General features: G+C 70.2%; 17 protein-coding genes. 12 read left to right on the plus strand and 5 right to left on the minus strand.

Annotated elements, in window-relative coordinates:
• Positions 1-143: 143 nt before the first annotated feature.
• From KBI5_RS07520 to KBI5_RS07530, 3 genes are all read left to right on the plus strand, one after another.
• Complete coding sequence (locus KBI5_RS07520) at positions 144-923, plus strand: SCO1664 family protein (protein ID WP_085014792.1); 780 nt, start codon at positions 144-146, stop codon at positions 921-923.
• Between the two features lie 200 nt (positions 924-1,123).
• Positions 1,124-2,446, plus strand: a complete 1,323-nt coding sequence (gene mshC / locus KBI5_RS07525) for a cysteine--1-D-myo-inosityl 2-amino-2-deoxy-alpha-D-glucopyranoside ligase (RefSeq protein WP_035941620.1) — start codon at positions 1,124-1,126, stop codon at positions 2,444-2,446.
• Positions 2,447-2,448: 2 nt separating this feature from the next.
• Positions 2,449-3,399 (plus strand): hypothetical protein, encoded by a 951-nt coding sequence (locus KBI5_RS07530; RefSeq protein WP_085014782.1) that lies wholly within the window; start codon positions 2,449-2,451, stop codon positions 3,397-3,399.
• A gap of 130 nt (positions 3,400-3,529) precedes the next feature.
• On the opposite strand, the gene KBI5_RS07535 is transcribed toward KBI5_RS07530, so the two are convergent.
• Positions 3,530-4,372 carry a PAC2 family protein gene (locus tag KBI5_RS07535; protein WP_011437037.1) on the minus strand — a complete coding sequence of 281 codons (843 nt, stop codon included), beginning with the start codon at positions 4,370-4,372 and terminating at the stop codon, positions 3,530-3,532.
• Between the two features lie 667 nt (positions 4,373-5,039).
• On the opposite strand from KBI5_RS07535, the gene KBI5_RS07540 reads away from it, so the two are divergent.
• Together KBI5_RS07540 and KBI5_RS28360 are read left to right on the plus strand one after the other, a co-directional pair.
• The gene (locus KBI5_RS07540) at positions 5,040-5,243 is read left to right on the plus strand and encodes a hypothetical protein (RefSeq protein WP_011437035.1); all 204 of its coding nucleotides are present in this window, start codon (positions 5,040-5,042) and stop codon (positions 5,241-5,243) included.
• Between the two features lie 74 nt (positions 5,244-5,317).
• Positions 5,318-6,169 (plus strand): HAD family phosphatase, encoded by an 852-nt coding sequence (locus tag KBI5_RS28360; protein WP_085014793.1) that lies wholly within the window; start codon positions 5,318-5,320, stop codon positions 6,167-6,169.
• Positions 6,170-6,210: 41 nt separating this feature from the next.
• Here KBI5_RS28360 and KBI5_RS07550 read toward each other — a convergent pair whose 3' ends face one another.
• The 3 genes from KBI5_RS07550 to KBI5_RS07560 all read right to left on the minus strand — a co-directional run bounded on the left by KBI5_RS07550 (position 6,211) and on the right by KBI5_RS07560 (position 11,330).
• Positions 6,211-8,742 (minus strand): FtsX-like permease family protein, encoded by a 2,532-nt coding sequence (locus KBI5_RS07550; RefSeq protein ID WP_085014783.1) that lies wholly within the window; start codon positions 8,740-8,742, stop codon positions 6,211-6,213.
• 4 nt (positions 8,743-8,746) lie between these two features.
• A complete protein-coding gene (locus tag KBI5_RS07555) occupies positions 8,747-10,069 on the minus strand; it encodes an ABC transporter ATP-binding protein (RefSeq protein WP_085014785.1) in 1,323 nt (440 codons plus the stop codon).
• A 349-nt stretch (positions 10,070-10,418) separates the two neighbouring features.
• Positions 10,419-11,330 (minus strand): PD-(D/E)XK nuclease family protein, encoded by a 912-nt coding sequence (locus KBI5_RS07560; protein ID WP_085014786.1) that lies wholly within the window; start codon positions 11,328-11,330, stop codon positions 10,419-10,421.
• An 85-nt stretch (positions 11,331-11,415) separates the two neighbouring features.
• Between KBI5_RS07560 and KBI5_RS07565 the strand changes: the two genes are divergently transcribed.
• Both KBI5_RS07565 and KBI5_RS07570 read left to right on the plus strand, forming a co-directional pair.
• The gene (locus tag KBI5_RS07565) at positions 11,416-12,633 is read left to right on the plus strand and encodes a site-2 protease family protein (protein ID WP_011437030.1); all 1,218 of its coding nucleotides are present in this window, start codon (positions 11,416-11,418) and stop codon (positions 12,631-12,633) included.
• Between the two features lie 44 nt (positions 12,634-12,677).
• Positions 12,678-13,664 (plus strand): tRNA (adenine-N1)-methyltransferase, encoded by a 987-nt coding sequence (locus KBI5_RS07570; RefSeq protein ID WP_049761090.1) that lies wholly within the window; start codon positions 12,678-12,680, stop codon positions 13,662-13,664.
• A 93-nt stretch (positions 13,665-13,757) separates the two neighbouring features.
• Here KBI5_RS07570 and KBI5_RS07575 read toward each other — a convergent pair whose 3' ends face one another.
• A complete protein-coding gene (locus KBI5_RS07575; RefSeq protein ID WP_011437028.1) occupies positions 13,758-14,081 on the minus strand; it encodes a ferredoxin in 324 nt (107 codons plus the stop codon).
• A 119-nt stretch (positions 14,082-14,200) separates the two neighbouring features.
• Here KBI5_RS07575 and arc point away from each other — a divergent pair, with 119 nt between their 5' ends.
• From arc to prcA, 5 genes are all read left to right on the plus strand, one after another.
• Positions 14,201-16,009, plus strand: a complete 1,809-nt coding sequence (arc, locus tag KBI5_RS07580) for a proteasome ATPase (RefSeq protein WP_011437027.1) — start codon at positions 14,201-14,203, stop codon at positions 16,007-16,009.
• 347 nt (positions 16,010-16,356) lie between these two features.
• Positions 16,357-17,874 carry a depupylase/deamidase Dop gene (gene dop / locus KBI5_RS07585; RefSeq protein ID WP_347272476.1) on the plus strand — a complete coding sequence of 506 codons (1,518 nt, stop codon included), beginning with the start codon at positions 16,357-16,359 and terminating at the stop codon, positions 17,872-17,874.
• Positions 17,875-18,056: 182 nt separating this feature from the next.
• Positions 18,057-18,275: a ubiquitin-like protein Pup gene (locus tag KBI5_RS07590; protein WP_011437025.1), complete on the plus strand. Its 219-nt coding sequence runs from the start codon at positions 18,057-18,059 to the stop codon at positions 18,273-18,275.
• Between the two features lie 359 nt (positions 18,276-18,634).
• The gene (gene prcB, locus KBI5_RS07595; RefSeq protein WP_023841071.1) at positions 18,635-19,459 is read left to right on the plus strand and encodes a proteasome subunit beta; all 825 of its coding nucleotides are present in this window, start codon (positions 18,635-18,637) and stop codon (positions 19,457-19,459) included.
• Between the two features lies 1 nt (position 19,460).
• Positions 19,461-20,183, plus strand: a complete 723-nt coding sequence (prcA, locus tag KBI5_RS07600) for a proteasome subunit alpha (RefSeq protein ID WP_023841072.1) — start codon at positions 19,461-19,463, stop codon at positions 20,181-20,183.
• The last annotated feature ends 170 nt before the right edge of the window (positions 20,184-20,353 follow it).

The raw sequence follows: 20,353 nt of genomic DNA on the forward strand, positions 1-20,353 counted from the left end.
GCGGTTCGTGGTAGCGGTGCGGTTCGTGGTAGCGGTGCGGTTCGTGATAGCGGTGTGGTCCGGTAGGCCGGACGGTGTGGGAGAGATGTCGCTCACCGTCCGGTCCGGTGACATCACCCTGCCGGACCGGACAGACTGAGGTGATGGGCGTCTCCGCGGCGAGTTCCACTCCGGGGTGGCGACCGCCACTGCATCCGATCGACGGGGGTGGCCTCGACGCCCCCGCCGCCCTCGACCTCCTTCGCCGCGGTGACCTCGAGATCACCGCCCGGCTGGTCGACGCGAGCAACACGACGCTCTGCTGCGACATCTGCGCCGACGGGGTGACCGGCCGCTGCGTCTACAAGCCGGTCCGCGGCGAACGCGCCCTGTGGGACTTCCCGGACGGCACCCTCGCCGCCCGCGAGCTGGCCGCCTACGAGGTCTCCGAGCAGCWCGGGCTTGGCATCGTCCCGCCCACCATTCTGCGTGACGGCCCGTTCGGCGAGGGCATGGTGCAGCTGTGGATCGACACCGACGTCACCGTGGACCTGGTGGCGCTGACCCGGTCCGACGACTCCCAGCTGCGCCGGATCGCCCTGTTCGACGTCGTCATCAACAACGCCGACCGCAAGGGTGGGCACCTGCTGCCGGCGCCCTCCGGCCGGATTCACGGCATCGATCACGGTGTGACCTTCCACACGGACGGCAAGCTGCGCACCCTGCTGTGGACCTGGCGGGGAAGGCGGCTCGACGCCGAGGAGACCGCCTTGCTCGACGACCTGCGTGAGGCGCTCGCGGGCCCCTTCCGGGACCGGCTCGAGGAGCTGCTCACGGTCACCGAGGTCGACGCCCTCACCGTGCGGGTCGACGGGCTTCTGGCCGAGGGCCGGTTCCCGTTGCCCTCGGGGGACTGGCCGGCGATCCCCTGGCCGCCGTTCTGAGCGGGTTCCGGTTCTGAGCGGGTTCCGGTTCTGAGCGGGTTCCGGTTCTGGGCGGGTCACCGGTGCGGATACAGGTGCGGGAGAACATGGGATGTCACCGTCGGTGACCCGAGGTGGATCGGCTTGGGATGCTGTCGGCTACGCTGCGGTTACTCTCCTTGTGCCCGCCGGAGAGTCGGTTCGCGGTTACTCTGACACGCATGCAGGCGTGGCCATCTCCTCCGATACGTTCTCTTCCCGGTCACGGGAAGCCACTGAGGATCTTCGATACGGCCACGTCGAGCGTACGCGAGTTGGCGCCGGCCGTCACCGCAAGGCTGTATGTGTGTGGCATCACGCCCTATGATGCGACGCATCTGGGGCATGCCTTCACCTACCTCACCTACGACCTCGCGCAGCGTGTGCTGCGAGACGCCGGGCATCACGTCCACTATGTACAGAACGTAACGGATGTCGATGACCCGTTGCTTGAGCGAGCCACCCGTGACGGGCTGGACTGGCGGGCCCTCGCCGACCGGGAGATCGACCTGTTCCGCGAGGACATGACCGCGCTGCGGATGTTGGCGCCGGACGCCTACGTCGGGGTGGTCGAGGCCATCCCGATGATCGTCGACATGGTGGTGGAGCTCGTCGACCGGGGCGCGGCCTACCAGGTCGACGACGACCTGTACTTCTCGATCGCCACCGCACCCGCCTTCGGGGAGATCTCGCATCTCAGCCGGGCCGAGATGCTGGCGATCTGCGCCGAGCGCGGGGGTGACCCGCGCCGGACCGGCAAGAAGGACCCCCTCGATCCGCTGCTGTGGCGCGCCCACCGCCCCGGCGAGCCGTCCTGGCCCTCGCCGTTCGGCCCCGGCCGGCCCGGCTGGCACATCGAGTGCTCCGCCATCGCCCGCCACTATCTCGGCGGGGTCATCGACATCCAGGGTGGCGGAACCGACCTGAGCTTTCCGCACCACGAGTGCAGCGCGGCGCACGCCGAGGTCGCCGCCGGCATCCGGCCGTTCGCCCGCAGCTACGTGCACACCGCGATGGTGAGCCTCGACGGCCACAAGATGTCGAAGTCGCGGGGCAACCTGGAGTTCGTCTCCCGGCTGCGCCGGGCCGGGGTGGATCCGGCGGCCCTGCGGCTGGCCCTGCTCGATCATCGGCACACCGAGGACTGGGAGTGGACGCCGGGCCTGCTCGACGACGCCGTGGACCGGATGAACCGGTGGCGGGCCGCCGTCGCCCTGCCCACCGGGCCTGACGCCATGGGACTGCTCGCCGCCGTGCGTGAGCGGCTCGCCGACGACCTCGACGCCCCGGGTGCCGTCGCCGCGGTGGACGCCTGGGTCGGCGCCGCGCTCGCTGATGCGGGCGGCTCCGCCGGTGCGGGCCCGGATCCCACCCATCAGGGGGGTCCGGTTCGCGGTTCTGGCGGTGACGTGCCCGCCTGGGGGGAGGCGCCCGCACTCGTGCGGCGCCTCGTTGACACACTGCTGGGCGTAGACCTTGAACCCGTCAGACCCAGAGGGAGCTGAGGATGGGAGCTCACCATCGCCGGGTGGATCCCGGGGCAGCGACCGAACGGCCCGCCTTCGACGAGGTCGCGCATGGCTACGACCCTCATCAGGTCGACGACTACCTGGCCACGCTGTGGCGTTACGCCAGCCAGGTGACCTCGCGCGCGGCCGCGGCCGAAAGCGCCCTGAAGCACGAGCGGGCCCGCAGCGCGAACATGGGCGTCGAGGGCCTGGCCGCGCAGGCCGGCGGTCGGATCGGCCAGATGCTGACCATCGCCCAGYAGGAGGCCGAGGAGATCGTCACGGGCGCCCGCCAGATCGCGGAGGCGGCGCTGGAAGAGGTGATCGAGGACGCCGGGGCGAACCACCCGATCGTGCGGGAGGCTCGGGAACAGGCCGAGAAGCTCCTCCTCGACGCCGTGGAGGAGAGCCGCCGGCTCGCCCGGGAGCGGCATGCCGAGCTGGAGGTGGAGATCGCCCGGTGCACCGCCTCGCTCGAGGCGCTGCGTCACCAGCAGGGTGAGATCATCGGCGCGATGCTGCGCCTGCGGGGGGTCCTGGCCTCCGACGAGGTGGACCGGGCGGTCACCGACCTGGCCCGGGCGGGTGCGGCCGCGCCGACGACGTCGGGCACGTCTGGGACGCCGGGCGGAGCCGGTCCTGCCGGTTTTCCCGCGGGCGGTGCGGTCCCCGCGGGCGGTGCGGTCCCCGCGGGCGGTGCGGTCCCCGCGGGCGGTGCGGTCCCCGCGGGCGGTGCGGGAGCGTCGGATCTTTCCGAGACCGCGTGGGCGACCGGTCGCGTCGCCGGCCCGGGGCGGCGTTCCCCGGGCCGGCATCGTCAGGCCGACGTCGCGGACGCGGAATCCCACACCCCGCCCACTCCGCGCGAACCGGTCACGAACTCGGCGAACGTGCCGTTCCGCCGTGGCGCCGACGAGGACATCATCGACGCCGAGATCGTCGAGGAGTAGCGAGATCGTCGAGGAGAAGGGTGGCCCGGTGGAGGTGCGGGGTGCGCCCTGGGCTCCCGGCCCGGGCGTACCCTCGCCCCCTTTCCTTCTTCTACCGATTCTTCTACCGAGCCGGCTCTCTTACCGGCCTTTACTGGCCGCGACGGCGCAGGTACCGTTCGAACTCCCGGGCGATTGCGTCCCCACTGGCCTCGGGCAGCGCCGTCTCGGGCTCGCGTGACTCCAGCGAACGGACGTACTCGGCGACCTCGGTGTCCCCGGCGGCGAGCTCGTCCACCTGCCGTTCCCACGCCTTCGCCCGCTCGGGAAGGTCACCCAGCGGGATCTCGATGTCCAGCAGGTCCTCCACTCGGCGCAGCAGCGCGAGGGTCGCCTTGGGACAGGGCGGGTTAGCCACGTAGTGCGGCACCGCCGCCCAGAACGACACCGAGGCGAGCTCGGCCCGTGCGCATGCCTCCCCGAAGACGCCGACGATGCCGGTCGGCCCCTCATAACGGGACGGCTCCAGCCCGAGTCGGGCAGCCGTCGCCGCGTCCCCGGCGGTTCCGCTGATCGGGACCGGCCGGGTGTGCGGCGAGTCAGCGAGCAGCGCCCCGAGGGAGATCACCATGTCGCTGCCGAGGGCGTGGACGGCCTCGATCAGCTCGTCGGTGAACCCACGCCAGCGCATGTTCGGTTCCAGCCCGCGGATCAGCACCAGGTCCGTCTCGGACTTCGGCGGCCGCGCCACCGACAGGCGGGTGGTCGGCCACGAGATCTTCCGGGAGGCCCCGTCGGTCCCGCTCACCGTCGGTCGGTTCACCTGGAAGTCGTAGTAGTCGTCGGGGTCGATAGCACCGATGACACGGGCCTTGAAGGCGGTCTCCAGATGCTCGACGGCGGCGGACGAGGCATCGGCCGCGTCGTTCCACCCTTCGAAGGCGGCTACTACGACCGGCGACCGTAGTTGACCGACGCCGGAGAACTCGATCACCTACCACCTCCTGCCGCCCCGCGGCGGCCCACTGCCCCCGTGACAGTGCAACGGTACGTCCTCACGGAGACGACTCCTGCCCAGAGCCGACATGCGTGACGTCAGCCTCCCTTATGGCCCGTGAGCCGGTGACCCGTGGACGACCACTGGTCGTCCACGGGGAACCTACGCTGGTCCAGTCTGCCGATGTTCTCGTGGGAACGCCTTTCCTCGGTCTCTCGATGGCGCTAGACCCGGGCGGATCGGACATCCATTCCGGATCGATGCGGTGGCTGCACCGTATCGGCTCTGAACGGATACCCGCCGTCGCGGGAATGCGAACGGCCCGGCCCAGGGCCGCCGCCGGACCGGCGTGCCCCAGCCCGTGTTTGTGCGGACCGCCGCGCCGAGCACACCCGCGCGGTCCGACGTCACGCCTCCGTTCCCGCAGCTGTGCCACCCCGACCGTGCCATCCGCGACCGTGCCACCCGCGACCGTGCCGTGGGCAACCCGCCGGGACGCGTCCGGCATTCCCACCCCGCAATCATCACCATGCTGTGATCACCGTACCGTGATCACCGTCGTGCCCGTGGCCGACATCCTCGGAGGCGTCCGGACGGGAGGGTAAACCGTACCGGTGGTAGGAGAAACCCGTCCCGGTACTCTTGGCCAGTGCGCGGTGATCTGGTGTCCGTCCTGACCGAGCGTGTGCTGGTGGCCGACGGCGCCATGGGCCCCCTGTTGCAGGCGGCCAGCCTCTGCCTCGACTCGGTGAATTTCGAGGACGGCGACGGCCCGTCGCGCGCCGAGGAGTTCCAGCTCGTGCCGGAGCAGTCCACCTCGGCGATCATCCTGTGCCACCCGGAGGCGAAGTACTTCGCGGCCACGTAGGCACCGTGCGGTCAACCGGGCACCGTGCGGCCGGACGACCCTGAGCTACCGAGCTACCTGAGCTAGGAGTGGACGTGGGGAGCCTTGCGGCGGTTTTCTTCGACATGGATGGCCTGCTCGTTGACACCGAGCCGATTTGGACCATCGCCGAGCACGAGGCGGCGGCGCGGCTGGGCGGCGAGTTCACCCCGGCGATGAAACGAGCCATGATCGGCCACGGCATCGACACCGCCGTGCCGCTCATGGTGTCGATGCTCGGCCTGCCGGCGTCCGACGTGGCGCCGACGGCGGAGTTCCTGCTGCGCCGCTCCGCCGAGCTGTTCCGCGAGCCCGGTGCGATCGTCCCGCAGCCCGGGGCGGTGGAGCTGCTCGTCGCGCTGCGAGCGGCGGGTGTCCCGACCGCGCTGGTTTCCTCGTCCTTCCGCGACCTGATGGAGCCGGTGCTGCACGTCATCGGTGACGAGTTCTTCGCCGTGACGGTCGCCGGCGATGAGGTCACTCGCCGCAAGCCGGACCCGGAGCCCTACCTGACCGCCGCCCGGGTGCTCGGCGTCGACCCGGTTCGCTGCGTCGTCTTGGAGGACAGCCCGTCGGGAGCGCGCGCCGGGGTGGCGGCCGGGTGCGCGACCATCATGATCCCGTCCATGCCGGATCTGCTCGACCTGGCCGCTTCGGGGGCTTCGGGGGCTTCGGGGGCCTCGGGGGCCTTGGAGGCCTTGGAGGCCTTGGAGGCCTCGGGCGTCGCGGCTCGCGGCGAGCCGGTGCCCGCCGGGCTCGCGGCGCTCCTGGCGAGCCTGCACGACGTCACCCCGGACCTCATGGAGTCCCTCACCACCCCCCGCCTCAGCCCGCCCCTTCGCCCCAGCCGTCCTGGATGCGAGGTTGGGGGAGTAAGGCACGGTTTTGGGGGCGAAGACCGGGCGTAGGTCCCCCGAACGGCGTCGGAGGGGGTGTGGGGTTGGGTGGGTCAGACGGCGGAGATGGCGCGCAGGACGTCCATGCGAGCGGCGCGCCGGGCGGGGAAGACAGCGGCGAGCACGCCGAGGATCGCCCCGGTGAGGACCACGAGCAGGATCGTCCGTACCGGGTAGGCGAACGTGCTGATTCCCAGGGAGGCCAGCGCCTTCGTCAGCGCCCAGCCGAAGATGCTCCCGACGACGACGCCCAGCACGGCTCCGAAGACCGAGATGATCACTGATTCAAGGATGACCATCAGCCTCATCTGCGACCGCGTCATGCCGACCGCACGCAGCAGACCGATCTCCCGGGTCCGTTCGATTACCGAGAGCGCCAGGGTGTTGACGATACCGAACAGTGCGATGATGACCGCCAGGGCCAGCAGCACGTAGATGAACCCGAGCAGCTGGTCGACCTGCTTCTCCTGCTGTGCGACGAACTCGGACTGGTCCCGGACCTCCACCGTGGCGAACGACTTGACCACCGTGGCGATCTCGGCCCRGACCATCGCCGGGTCCGCCCCGCTCGCCCTCTTCACCAGGACGAACAGGTCGAGGTCATCGGTGGAGTGCCGGGCGAACTCGCTCGTGGAGATGATCCACTTGCCGGCCACCTGGCTCTTCTTGTAGGTGCCCACCAGAGTCAGCTCCGCGCGGCCGTCGGCGAAGGTGACCGGGACCTTCTGCCCCACCCGTAGCTGGTGGTCCGCGGCGGTGGAGTCCTCGGCCAGGATCGTGCCGTCGCCGAGGGCGTGGACGTCACCGGTCACCTCCTTGATGGCCAGCATCTTGACCAGGCCCGCTGGGTCGCCGGCCAGCACCTGGGAGCTCTGCCCGGAGATCTTCACCAGGCCGCCCCGAAGACCCGTGGCGATCTCGATGCCGGGCTTGCCGGCCAGCTCGCGAGCCACCTCACCGCTGAATCCCTGCCCGAAGTTCTGCGGGGTCAGGTAGAAGTCGGCACCGAGGCTGTTCGACACCGTCTCCCGCACCGACTCCTTGATCGACTGTCCGAGCACGGAGAAGGCGCTGACCAGGGCGAGTCCGATCATCAACGCGGAGGCGGTGGAGGCGGTCCGGCGCGGGTTGCGCATCGCGTTCTCCCGGCCGAGTCGGCCGGTGGCCCCGAACATCCTCGCCAACGGTGCGCCGAGGACCCGGGTGATCGGTCCGGACAGCAGCGGTGAGAGGGTGGCGACGCCGAGGAAGATCCCCGCCGCGCCCACCCCGACGGCGGTGGCTCCCGGCTTGCCCGCCGAGGCGGTGCCGAGGATCAGCAGGACGATGCCGAGCGCGGTGAGCACCGACCCGGCGATCGCCCGGGAGCGCAGCGAGCGGGTCGGCAGCACGTAGGTCTCCCGCATCGCCGCGATCGGTGGCACCGACGCGGCCTTGCGGGCCGGCACGAACGCCGCCGCAGCGGTGATGAGCACGCCGACGGCGTAGGCGATCACGACGGTGCGGGGGCGGAAGACCAGCGCACCGCTGGGCAGCGCCACGCCGAACACACCGACGGCGACGCGCAGCAGCAGCGCGAGCCCCGCGCCGGACACCAGGCCGACAGTGGCCCCGGCGAAGCCGACCAGTGCCGCTTCGACCTGCAGGGACACCTGGACTTGACGTTTGCTCGCCCCGATTGCTCGCAGCAGGGCCAGCTCCCGCACCCGTTGGGCGACGAGCATCGTGAAGGTGTTGAAGATGATGAAGGCGCCAACGAAGACCGAGATGGCGGCGAAGATCAGCAGAAAGGTGGAGAAGCCGCTGACGGCGTTCTGCACAGCGCTGGCGCTCTCGTCCGCCAACTGCCTGCCGGTGATCGCCTCGACACCCGGTGGGAGTGCGGCGGCGACCCGGGCCCGCAGCTCCTCCTGGGTCAGRCCGGGCCCGGCGGCCAGGTGGATCGCGCTGAACCGGTCGGGCGCGAGCAGGACCCGCTGGGCGGTGGCGGTGTCGAACGCGGTGACAGCGGCGCCCCCGAGACTGTCCTGACCGCCGATCCGGAAGGTGCCGACCAGGGTGTACCGCGCGGGCGGACCCTTGGTCTGCACCGAGATCTTTGCCCCGAGCGACAGATGGAGCTTCTTCGCGGTCGCCCGGTCGACGACGATCTCTCCGGGGCCGGGCGGGCGACCCTCGGCGATCTCCTCCGCCGAGGTGGGCTGACCCCCGGTCCAGTTGATACCGATCCCCGGCGCACCGTTGGTGTTCGAGGGCTTGCCGGTGGCCGGGTTGACGAGGACGGCCTGGCCGTTGACCTTGCCGACCGCCACCCGCACCCCGTCCACTCCGGCGGCGGTGGAGACGAGCGAGGCCGGCAGCGGAGGGCGGCCGACGTCGCTCGTCGGGTCGATGGCGTTGACCGAGCGCACGGCGACGCTGACGTTCTTGTTGATGTCGGCGAAGAGGGTGTCGAACGTCCGGTTGAGGGTGTCGGTCAGGACCAGGGTCCCGGTCACGAAGCTCACCCCGGCGACGACCGCCAGCATGGAGAGCACCAGCCGGACCTTGCGGGCCAGCAGACTCTTGAGGGTGGCGCGCAGCATCGGCTCAGGCCCAGCCCGCCGGCTCCGTGCCGTCCGGGTGGTAACTGTCCCCCCCGCCGTCGACACGGCCGGGGTCGGTGAGCGGAGGCCCGCCGCCAGGCCTCGGCACCGGCCGGTGGTGGGAGCGGCCGGAGTAGTACTCCTCGCCGTGGCGCGTGCCGCCGACCCGCCTTGACGCCGGCTGCCCACCGGCGTCGGGCCCGAGGTCCGGGGCGGGGATCGCCTCGAACTGGCCGGTGCGCCGCTCCGGGTAGTGGCCCTGGTAGGGATCGTGCTCGTCTCGCCCGTAGGTCGGCTGGTCCGGGTAGGCCTGGTCCGGGTAGGCTTGGCCCGGGTAGGCGTAGTCGTCGTAGTCACCGGCAGGCCCGTAGCGACCGTCGGTGTCGTTATGGTCGTCCCGGTCGTCGGCGATCTCGCCGTCGGCCGCCAAGCCGCCCGTGGCGGCGTCGAGGTGCTTCATCCGGTCCAGCACCTCCTCCGCGGTCGGGTTCGCGATCGCGTCAACGAGTCGACCGTCGGCAAGGAAGATCACTTCATCCGAGTAGGACGCCGCCGTCGCGTCGTGGGTGACCATGACGATCGTCTGCCCGAGTTCGGAGACCGAGTCACGCAGGAACGACAGCACCTCGGCTCCCGACCGGGAGTCAAGGTTGCCGGTCGGCTCGTCGGCGAAGATGATCTCCGGCCGGGTGACCAGGGCCCGYGCACAGGCGACCCGTTGCTGCTGACCGCCCGAGAGTTCGCTCGGCCGGTGCTTCAACCGCGGTGCGAGACCGACCGCGTCGATGACGGTGCGCATCCAGGCCCGATCCGGCGAACGCCCGGCGATGCTCAACGGCAGCGTGATGTTCTCGGCCGCGGTCAGCGTGGGCAGCAGGTTGAACTGCTGGAAGATGAACCCGATGCGGTCGCGACGCAACCGGGTCAGTTGCTTGTCGGACAGCCGGGACAGGTCCACGTTGCCGATGAAGACCCGTCCCCGGGTGACCGTGTCCAACCCGGCCAGGCAGTGCATCAGCGTCGACTTCCCCGACCCGGACGGCCCCATGATCGCGGTGAATCGGCCGCGGGGGAAGGCCAGGTCGATCTCGCGCAGTGCCGTGACGGTGGTGTCACCGGAGCCGTAGACCTTCGTCAGCCTGGCGGCGCGGGCCGCGGGTGCGGCGTCCGGTCCGTCTTCTCGCCGGCCGCCCGGGTGCTCGGGAACCCGGYCGTCACGGCCGGCACCGTACTCGCCGGGCCGCGACCCGCGGTCCTCTCGGCCGGGCGGGCTGCCCGCGACCGCGCCCCGCTTCCCGCCTCGGGACGATCCGGTCCGTCGGGCCATCGTGATGTCCTCTCCCTCGCGGCGCGCCGTGTCCCTCTCGACACGGTCCCTCTCGACACGTCGTGCCTGCCCTGCCTGCGCTCGGCCCCGACTGACCTGGGACGGCTGTTCGGCTACCGTGGTCGATCTCCCCAACGACCGAACGATGATCGGCATCTCGCCGTCGCTGACTGTACCGCCGGCAGTATTGAAGGTCCGACCAATATTACTTTTGGTGATCGGGCGATATGGCATGCCTCCGAGGACGCCCGGTGGAGCCACCGCCGCCGGCGAGCTGAGGATGCCGGCACCGTAAACGGGCTGTCCGCGGGGAACGGGGTCCGGACGGGGTCCGGCCTGAAGACCGCCATCAGCCGTCCGCCTCGCAGACGGCGGGGGCGGTCTCGTCGAGCGGCACCGCGGATGTCTGCTGCGGTAGCGGTGGTGGGGTGCCGCCGAAGGCTGGGCATCGAGCCTGATGGTCGCACCAGGAACACAGTCTGTTCGGGGTGGCGCGCCAGTCCCCGGTGCGGTGCGCGCGGTCGATCGCCGCCCACAGGGCCTCGATCCGTCGCTCGGCGGCCCGCAGGTCGGCCTCGTCGGGGGTGGCCCGCAGCCAGGTGCGGTCACCGAGGTAGTACAGCCGCAGCTCGCGCGGGATCACCCCACGGATCCGCCAGAGCAGCAGGGCGTAGAACTTCATCTGGAACATCGCCGAGCTCTCGAACGCCGGGCCGGGCGAGCGGCCGGTCTTGTAGTCGACCACCCGCAGGGCGGGTCCCTGCGCCGTGGTCGCCTCGTCAAGCCGGTCCAGGTAGCCCCGCAGCCGCAGGCCGGAGTCGAGCACGTGCTCGACGTACAGCTCGCGGGCCACCGGCGCCAGCCGTGACGGATCCTCCAGCGCGAAGTATCCGGCGAGCAGTTCGCGGGCCGACTCCAACCACGCCGCCAGTTCGTCGCGGCCACCGAACAGCGCCTCGACCGCCGGCTCGCGGGCGCRCACCGTATCCCAGGCCGGCTCGACCAGCTCCCGCGCGGCCTGCAGGGTACGCCGGGACGCCGGGAGATCGAACAGCTTCTCCAGGACCGCGTGCACCACGGTCCCGCGGGTCGCGGCCTCGCTCGGCGGCTCGGGGAGCCGGTCGACGACCCGGAACCGGTAGCGCAACGGACAGTTGACGAAGTCCGCCGCCCGCGACGGTGACAGCGAACCGATCAACGGYCGGGGTGCGGCCGACGCCACCGATCCCGGGATGGCAGGAGAGCGCTGCGTCGAGGTCATGTCCTGGACCCTAGATCCCCCTACCGACATCTTCGCCACTCGGTCCCGGACGACGGGTCGGGGTATGGTCCGTAGCATCGGATCCATGGCGGATCAGCACGGCGGCGCGGGTTCGGGCGGCGCGGGTTCGAGCGGCGCGGGTTCGAGCGCCCACGGCGGCGCGGGCCCGGCGGGGCAGGCTCCGAGTGAGCGACCCCCCGGCGTGCCGGTCGGGCGGATCCGCGGTGTTCCCATCGTCATCTCGCCGTTCGCCCTCGTCTTCGCCGTCCTCGTCGCCTACCTGCTCTCCGGCTCGATCCGCGACCGGCTGCCGCTGGCGTCCGACGGGCGGATCCTCGCGCTCTCCTCGTTGATCTCTATCGGCTTCCTGGCCTCCCTGCTCGCCCACGAGATCGGTCACGCTCTGACGGCGCTGGCGTTCGGTCACACCGTGCGGTCCGTGACCCTGCACGGCTTCGCCGGGTTCACCGAGTTCGAGCCGGAGCCCCGCAGCGCCGGCCGCGAGTTCCTGATCGCCTTCGTCGGCCCGGCGGTCAACGGGGTGCTGGCCGCCGGCTGTCACCTCGGCCTGCTCGGCCTCGACGACACCAGCGACGCCGCCGCGGTCCTGCACGATCTCGGACTCATCAACGCCGCGTTGTTCCTCTTCAACCTGGCACCGGGCCTCCCGCTGGACGGTGGACGGGTGGTCGTCGCCGCGGTGTGGGGTCTGACGCGCGACAAGCTGCGGGGGCTGCGGGCCGGTGCCTACGGCGGGTTCGTCGTCGCCGCCGGCCTGGTCGTCTGGGGTGCGTCGACCTCCGACGGCATCGGCATGGTGTACACCTATGCTCTGGCGGGCTTCCTCGCGTTCGCGGCCTACCAGTCGCTGCGCGCCGCGCAGGTGCGGGAGCGGCTGCCCGGCCTGTGCGCCGGTCGCCTTGCGCGCCGGACGCTGCCCGTCGAGGGTGCCGTTCCGCTGGCGGAGGCGCTGCGGCGAGCTCAGGAGGTCGGCGCCACCGCCGTCGCGGTGATCGACCGTGACGGCAGCCCCCTGAAGATTATGAATGGCTCCGCGGTCGACGCGCTGCCGGAGCATCGGAGACCCTGGATGACCGTGGATGAAGTGAGTCGGGTGATCTCGCCCGGCATGGTCCTCGACGCCGATCTGGAAGGCGAGGCCCTGCTGGCGGCCGTGCAGCGGGTGCCGGCGTCGGAGTACCTCGTCAAGCAGGCGGGCCGCCCGGTCGGCGTGCTCGCGATGGTGGATCTCGTCGCCCGTATCGATCCGGCCGCCGCCGCCCGCATGGTGGCGTCCCGGTGAGCGCCCCGCCCGACGAGTCGGTGTCCCCGGGGCAGGTGCCGTCCCTGGCCGGCGGTTACGCTCCGCCTCCGACCGGCGCCGCTCATCGCCGAGGCCTGTTCACCAAGGGTGACCGGGTGCAGCTGACTGATCCCAAGGGGCGCCGGCACACCGTCGTCCTCGAACCGGGCAGGCAGTTTCACACCCACCGGGGAGCCGTCGAGCACGACGCCCTGCTCGGCCGGCCGGAGGGGATCGTCGTCACCAGCACGGGTGGTACCGACTACCTGGCGCTGCGCCCGCTGCTCGTCGACTTCGTGCTGTCCATGCCGCGCGGGGCGACCGTGGTGTACCCCAAGGACGCGGCGCAGATCGTCACCTACGCGGACATCTTCCCGGGCGCCAGGGTGCTGGAGGCCGGCGTCGGGTCCGGGGCGCTGTCGTGCTCGCTGCTGCGTGCCATCGGCGACTGCGGGCGTCTGGTCTCCTACGAGCGGCGCGCGGACTTCGCCGAGATTGCCCGGCGCAACATCGAGGCGTTCTTCGGCGGCCCGCATCCCGCCCACACCGTGCTGGTCGGGGAGCTGGCCGAGACAACCGAGCGTGACGTCGACCGGGCTGTCCTCGACATGCTCGCGCCCTGGGAGGTCGTTGACGCCGTCAGCGCGGCGCTGGTGCCCGGCGGGGTGGTCTGTGCCTACGTCGCTACCACCACCCAGCTTTCCCGGATCGTCGAGACGCTACGGGCGCACGGCACGTTCACGGAGCCCGCGGCGTGGGAGTCGATAATGCGGGACTGGCACGTCGAGGGTCTGGCCGTGCGGCCTGGCCACCGCATGGTCGGCCACACCGGTTTCCTGGTGACCGCGCGGCGCCTCGCCGAGGGGGTCACTCCTCCGGTGCGCCGCCGCCGGCCGGCGAAGGGCGCGCCGATCGGGATCGATCCCGCCTCCGAGACCGCCCCCGAGCCCAGGGCCGAGACCGAGCCCAGGGCCGAGACCGACCGATCCCGGGACGCCGACCCAGGGTCGGCGACGATCCAGCCGATGTGACGTATCCCATGGGGTCCCATGGGGCAGGCCATTCCCATGGGGTCCCATGGGGCAGGCCGTGGTCGCGAGTGTGCCGGCCGGCCGGGCCCATCGTCAGCCGACGGGCCCGCCGGCCTCCAGCGTGCCGTCGGGGCGTTCCACGTAGATGCACGTCCCCGGACACTCGTCGGCCGCGTCGACCACCGCGTCGACGAGCGGCAGCGGCACCGGGACGTAGGCGCCGGGCTGCGTCTGCAGCTCGCCCGCGCTGTCCTTGACGTAGGCCAGACCGTCGACGTCGAACTCGAAGACGGCGGGAGCGAGTTGCGCGCACAGACCGTCGCCGGTGCAGGCATCCTGGTCGACCCGCACCCGCAGGTCTGCCGAAACGCCCGGCTTCGCTGGAGTTGCCACAGGGCTCCGATCTTCTGTCAGCATGGCACCGTAACCCGCTGTTTACGGCAAAGCTGGATCGTCCTTGCCCGACCGGCCTGCCAGCGGCGGTCACAACGGTAGTGTGGGTGCGTCCCGGTCAGCACGGGGGAGGTGGAGGCGCAGTGTCCGGTCCCCGTTCGGGCTCTGGCTCCGATGGGAGCACGGGTCGTCCAGGTGATGCCGAATCACGGCGGTCGGCGTACGAGAAGGAAACACACGAGCTCACGACGCAGGTCGCCTTCCTGGAAGAGGAAGTGGCCATGCTGCGGCGTAAGTTGTCCGAATCGCCCAGGCAGCTCAGGGTGCTGGAGGAACGGCTCGCGGAGATCCAGGCGGAGTTGTCGGCTGTCACGGGACAGAACGACAGGCTCGTCGCGACTCTCCGCGAGGCGCGAGACCAGATCGTCACCCTGAAGGAGGAGGTCGACAGGCTCGCGCAGCCGCCCAGCGGCTACGGGATCTTCGTCTCCTCCTACGAAGACGGCACCGTCGACGTGTTCACTCAGGGCAGAAAGCTCCGGGTGACCGTGTCGCCGAGCGTCAACATCAGTGATCTCTTGCCCGGCCAGGAGGTCATGCTCAACGAGGCGCTGAACGTGGTCGAGACGCGCGCGTTCGAGCGGCAGGGTGAGATCGTCCTACTCAAAGAGGTCCTCGAGGGTGGGGACCGGGCGCTGGTGCTCGGTCACACCGACGAGGAGCGGGTGGTCATGCTGGCCCAGCCGCTTCTCGATGGACCGATCCGGTCCGGGGACTCGTTGTTGATCGAGTCCCGTTCCGGCTACGCCTTCGAGCGGATTCCCAAGTCCGAGGTCGAGGAGCTCGTCCTCGAAGAGGTTCCCGACATCGGCTACGAACAGATCGGCGGCCTGAAGAGCCAGATCGAGTCGATCCGGGACTCGGTCGAGCTGCCGTTCCTGTACAAGGAGCTCTACCGGGAGCATCAGCTCAAGCCACCGAAGGGTGTGCTGCTCTACGGCCCGCCCGGCTGCGGCAAGACGCTGATCGCCAAGGCGGTCGCCAATTCGCTGGCCAAGAAGGTCGAGGCGAAGACCGGCGGCCAGGGCACCGGTCGGGCGTTCTTTCTGAATATCAAGGGTCCCGAGCTGCTCAACAAGTTCGTCGGCGAGACCGAGCGGCAGATCCGGCTGGTGTTCCAGCGGGCGCGTGAGAAGGCGTCCGAGGGAATGCCGGTGATCGTGTTCTTCGACGAGATGGACTCGATCTTCCGGACCCGTGGCTCGGGGGTGTCCTCGGACGTGGAGAACACGATCGTCCCGCAGCTRCTCAGCGAGATCGACGGCGTCGAGCAGCTCGAGAACGTCATCGTGATCGGCGCGTCCAACCGCGAGGACATGATTGATCCGGCGATCCTGCGGCCGGGTCGGCTCGACGTGAAGATCAAGGTGGAGCGGCCCGATGCCGAGGCGGCTCGGGACATCTTCGCCAAGTACGTCGTGCCGGAGCTGCCGCTCTACCCGGATGACCTGGCCGAGTTCGGCGGTAACCGGGAGGCGACCGTTCAGGCCATGATCCAGCGCGTGGTCGAGCGGATGTACGCGGAGAGCGAGGAGAACCGCTTCCTCGAGGTGACCTACGCCAACGGCGACAAGGAGGTCCTGTACTTCAAGGACTTCAACTCCGGCGCGATGATCGAGAACATCGTCGCCCGGGCCAAGAAGATGGCGGTCAAGGAGCACATCGAGGGCGGGCAGAAGGGGTTGCGCATGCAGTACCTGCTCGCCGCCTGCATGGACGAGTTCAAGGAGAACGAGGACCTCCCGAACACGACCAACCCGGACGACTGGGCCCGGATCTCCGGGAAGAAGGGCGAGCGGATCGTCTACATCCGCACGCTCGTCACCGGAACGAAGGGTACCGAGGCCGGCCGTTCGATCGACACGATCGCGAACACCGGCCAGTACCTGTAACGGTCGCAGTAGTACCTGTAACGGCCGTTATCTGTAAGGGGCTCGGGTCCCGTGTTCCGCCCAACGGCGGGACACGTGCCACCGCCGTGACCCCGGGGTCACTCGGCCCCGGGGTCACGGCGGTGCTCTGGGTGGCATCGCGGCGTTGCGTTGGGCATCGCGGCACTGGCACCCCTGGGTGTATCCTCCCGCCCGCATCCGCGGTGGACGCCGGTCGGTCGGACTACCGTGTCGCCACCGAATTCTGACGATAGGCGTGGCTGCGGACGTGTCATCCCGAGCGGCCCAGAGCAAACAAGGCAGACGTCCGGCTAACCGACCGCCCGTGTAGCACCTACGCTTGCAGAGTGAGCGCGCGTCGGATCATGGGGATCGAGACCGAGTACGGCGTATCGGTGCCCGGTCAGCCGAACACCAATCAGATGTTGGCTTCGTCGTTGGTGGTGAACTCGTATGCCAGTCGAACATCGGCACCGGGTAGCCGCGCCCGATGGGACTTCGAGGAGGAGTCACCGCTGCGCGACGCCCGGGGCTTCGAACTGCCCCGCGAGCCGGCGGTCGATCYGAGCGCCCCGRCCAACGAGGACGATCTCGGCTTGGCCAACGTCATCCTGACCAGCGGGGCGCGGCTCTACGTCGATCATGCGCACCCGGAGTTCTCCTCGCCCGAGGTCACCAACCCTCGCGACGCCGTGCTGTGGGACAAGGCCGGGGAGCGGGTGATGGCCGAGGCCGCCCGCCGGGCGTTGTCCGTGCCCGGCTCCAAGCCGGTCTACCTCTACAAGAACAACACCGACAACAAGGGCGTCTCGTACGGATGCCATGAGAACTACCTGATGGCACGGTCGACGCCCTTCGGGGAGATCGTCCGTAACCTCACCCCGTTCTTCGTCTCCCGTCAGGTCGTCTGCGGGGCCGGGCGGGTCGGGATCGGTGTCGACGGCCGGGAGCCGGGGTTCCAGATCAGCCAGCGGGCCGACTTTTTCGAGGTCGAGGTGGGGCTCGAGACCACGCTGAAGCGGCCCATCATCAACACCCGGGACGAGCCGCACGCCGACCCGGAGAAGTACCGCAGGCTGCACGTCATCATCGGCGACGCGAACATGAGCGAGGTCGCCACCTACCTGAAGGTGGGAACGACCTCCCTGGTCCTCTCGATGATCGAGGACGGCTGGTTCACCGCGGACCTGTCGGTKGACGGGCCCGTGGCGGCGCTGCGGGCGATCTCGCACGATCCCTCCCTCAAGCATCTGGTTACTCTGCGCGACGGTCGTCGGATGACCGCGGTGCAGCTGCAGATGGAGTACTTCGAGCAGGCCCGCAAGTACGTCGAGGACCGGTTCGGTGCCGACGTCGACAGCCAGACCGCCGACGTGCTCTCCCGCTGGGAGTCGATCCTCGGCCGCCTCGAGGTCGACCCGATGAGCTGCGTCCGCGAGCTTGACTGGGTCGCGAAGCTGTCGATCCTGGAGGGCTACCGGTCGCGGGACGGCCTGGCCTGGGACTCGCCGCGGCTGGAGCTCGTCGACCTGCAGTACCACGACGTCCGTCCGGACAAGGGCCTCTACAACCGCCTGGTGGCCCGGGGCCGGTTCGATCTCGTCGTCAGCGAGGAGGAGGTCACCCGGGCGATGACCGAGCCTCCTGAGGACACCCGCGCCTTCTTCCGGGGCCGCTGCCTCGCGCTCTACCCGCAGCAGGTCGCCGCCGCGTCCTGGGACTCGGTCATCTTCGACATCGGTCGGGACTCGTTGYAGCGGGTGCCGACGCTGGAGCCGCTGCGCGGCACGAAGGCGCACGTGGGCGAGCTGCTCACCCGCTGCCCCACGGCGAGTGATCTGGTGGACGCGCTCGCCGGCCGCTGAAAGCCGGCGCCGATCCCGGTCGGGAGAGCCGGCGCCGATCCCTGGCAGGAGGTTCACGTTGCGCCCTGGGCGGACGTCGCGACGTAGCGGCTGGTTCGTGATGGAGTGGACCTCTCACCGATCGAACGGATGGTGTCGGTGGGGCGGGATAGTGTCGCGCCAGGCGATCGAAGGAGGGCTTCATGGCCACCAGGGACAGCGGCGGCGGGCAGCAACGCGCGGACCGTCGGGCGGAGGAGATCGACGACGTCGCGACCGAGGACACGAGTGCCTCCGACCTCAAGGAGCGGCACGAGAAGCTGTCCGAGGACGTCGATTCCCTGCTCGATGAGATCGACGACGTCCTGGAGGAGAACGCCGAGGAGTTCGTGAAGGGCTATGTCCAGAAGGGCGGCCAGTAACGGCCGTCTGGTAGCCGGCCGTCTGGTAGCCGGCGGTCCGGTAGCCGGCGGTCCGGTAGCCGGCGGTATCGGGCGCCGTGGATGACGCCCGGCGGTGGTAGCTCTGGCGGGGTCGACGCCGCCGGGTGAGGCCGCGTTCCGCGGGGGTCCGGCGCCGCACCGCCCGCGTGCCCCGGTGCAGGTCGGCGGGCCGCACGCGCGGCCGTGACCGCCTTCCCGGCCGACCCGTTCGACCGGCCTGCCCGCCAGCTTCGGGGGGCGATAGCCCTATGTTGTGCTTCATCTGTAACGTCGGGCCGGGAGCCTCGGGGACGCCCCGGGCGCGCGGCCCACGTGACCGACTATCGGAAGGGGGATGCGTGGCTGATCCATTGGGGGCCGCCGGGCGCCTACCGGCTGTGTTCATGACGCCGGGAACATCGTCGTTCGCCGATTTCCTGTCGCGGTCGGCGCCGCACCTGCTGCCGGGGGCCCGGAGTGGCCTGCCGGGGCCGGTCACCGAGGTGGCGCACGGCACGACGATCGTGGCGGTGGCGTTTCCCGGTGGCGTGATCATGGCCGGTGACCGGCGCGCGACACAGGGGCACATGATCGCTCAGCGGGACGTCGAGAAGGTCCATCACGCCGACGACTACTCCTGTGTGGGGTATGCCGGCACCGCCGGGGTCGGCGCCGAGCTGATCCGGCTGTTCCAGGTGGAGCTGGAGCACTACGAGAAGATCGAGGGGTCGACGCTGAGCCTGGACGCGAAGGCCAACCGGCTGGCGGCCATGGTCAAGGGGAACCTGCCGATGGCCCTGCAGGGCCTCGCCGTCGTCCCGCTGTTCGCCGGGTACGACCTCGACACGGGCAAAGGGCGGATCTTCTCCTACGACATCGCGGCGGCGAAGTCGGAGGAACGCACGTACGAGTCGATCGGTTCGGGCTCGGTGTTCGCGAAGGGTTCACTGAAGAAGCGGTTCCGGTCCGATCTCAGCCAGGACGACGCCGTCCGGATCAGCGTCGAGGCCCTCTACGACGCCGCCGACGACGACTCGGCGACCGGCGGGCCGGACGTAATCCGCAAGCTGTACCCGATCGTCGCGGTCGTGACGGCGGACGGCTACCGTCGCTATGCCGACGATGAGATAGAACCGGTGGTGACGGCCATCATCGCGGACCGTTCGACGAACTCGGGAGGCTGACGTGACCATGCCGTTCGGATACGCGAGCCCCGAACAGCAGGTCCGCGACAAGTCCGAGTACGCGCGCAAGGGCATCGCGCGGGGTCGCAGCGTCGTCGTCCTCACCTACGAGAACGGGATCCTGTTCGTCGCCGAGAATCCGTCGGCGACCCTGCACAAGATCAGTGAGATCTACGACCGCATCGCGTTCGCCGCGGTCGGCAAGTACAACGAGTTCGAGAACCTGCGGACGGCGGGCATCCGCCTCATGGACTCGCGTGGCTACATGTACGACCGGCGTGACGTGACCAGCCGCGCGCTCGCCAACGCCTACGCGCAGACCCTCGGTGCGATCTTCAGCGAGAGCGTCAAGCCCTACGAGGTCGAGATCGTCGTCGCCGAGGTCGGCACCTCGATCGCCGACGACCAGATCTACCGGCTGACCTATGACGGGTCGATCGCCGACGAGCGGGGTTTCGTCGCGATCGGTGGCGCCTCCGAGCAGGTCACGACGTCGCTGAAGGAGCATCACCGGGACGGCCAGCCGCTCGCCGAGGCGCTGCGTGTCGCGGTGCAGGCCCTGACCGTCGGGGTGCCCCCGGGCCTGCCGCAGAACGGCGAGCGGGTCCTCGCGGCCGCCAACCTGGAGGTCGGCATGCTGGACCGGACCCGGACCCGACGGATGTTCAAGCGGATCGTCGGCCCGGCGCTCGAGGGGCTGCTCGCGCAGACCTCGGCCACCTGACCGGCCACCTGACCGGCCCACCGTGTTCGCCGACTATCGGTCGGTTCCCGGGGCCGCGATGTCCGCCGGGGGATGACCCCGGGATGCCGAGCTCCGCGTGGCATCCCGGGACCGGGCCTGTCACCACCGGAATCTTGGCAGAGCCGTTGTTCTTACACACCCCCGCGCGG

The sequence above is a fragment of the Frankia sp. KB5 genome, assembly GCF_002099325.1.
Lineage (GTDB): Bacteria > Actinomycetota > Actinomycetes > Frankiales > Frankiaceae > Frankia > Frankia casuarinae.